Source organism: Salifodinibacter halophilus, from assembly GCA_012999515.1.
In the GTDB taxonomy this organism is placed as follows: domain Bacteria; phylum Pseudomonadota; class Gammaproteobacteria; order Nevskiales; family Salinisphaeraceae; genus Salifodinibacter; species Salifodinibacter halophilus.
In genome coordinates, this window is the sequence record JABEEB010000086.1 from 1 (window position 1) to 333 (window position 333).

Consider the following 333-nt stretch of genomic DNA (forward strand, 5'->3'; position numbering starts at 1 on the left):
CTATCGGGTCAACCAGCAGTACATCGCCAGCGCCGCCCAGGCCGAGACTTACCGCACCGAGCCGCCGTTCAAGCTGCAGGGTAGCTATCGCAATATGAACAAGCTGGCGGAGAAGATTTCGCCGGTGATGAACGCGGCCGAGCTGCAGCAGTTGATCGGCGATCACTACCTCGGCGAGGCGCAGCTGCTGACCTCCGGCGCCGAGGAGAACCTGCTCAAGCTCGGCGAGCTGCGCGGCGTGCACAGCGAGGAACAGGCGGCGCGCTGGGCGCAGATCAAACGCGACTTCCTGCGCAACAAGGCGATGGGCGCGGGCGAGGCCGATGTCGGCGG

At 66.1% G+C, this 333-nt stretch carries 1 protein-coding gene; it reads left to right on the plus strand.

Annotated elements, in window-relative coordinates; translation table 11 throughout:
- On the plus strand, positions 1 to 333 hold a 333-nt coding region (locus HKX41_10805), incomplete at both ends, for a hypothetical protein (GenBank protein NNC24619.1).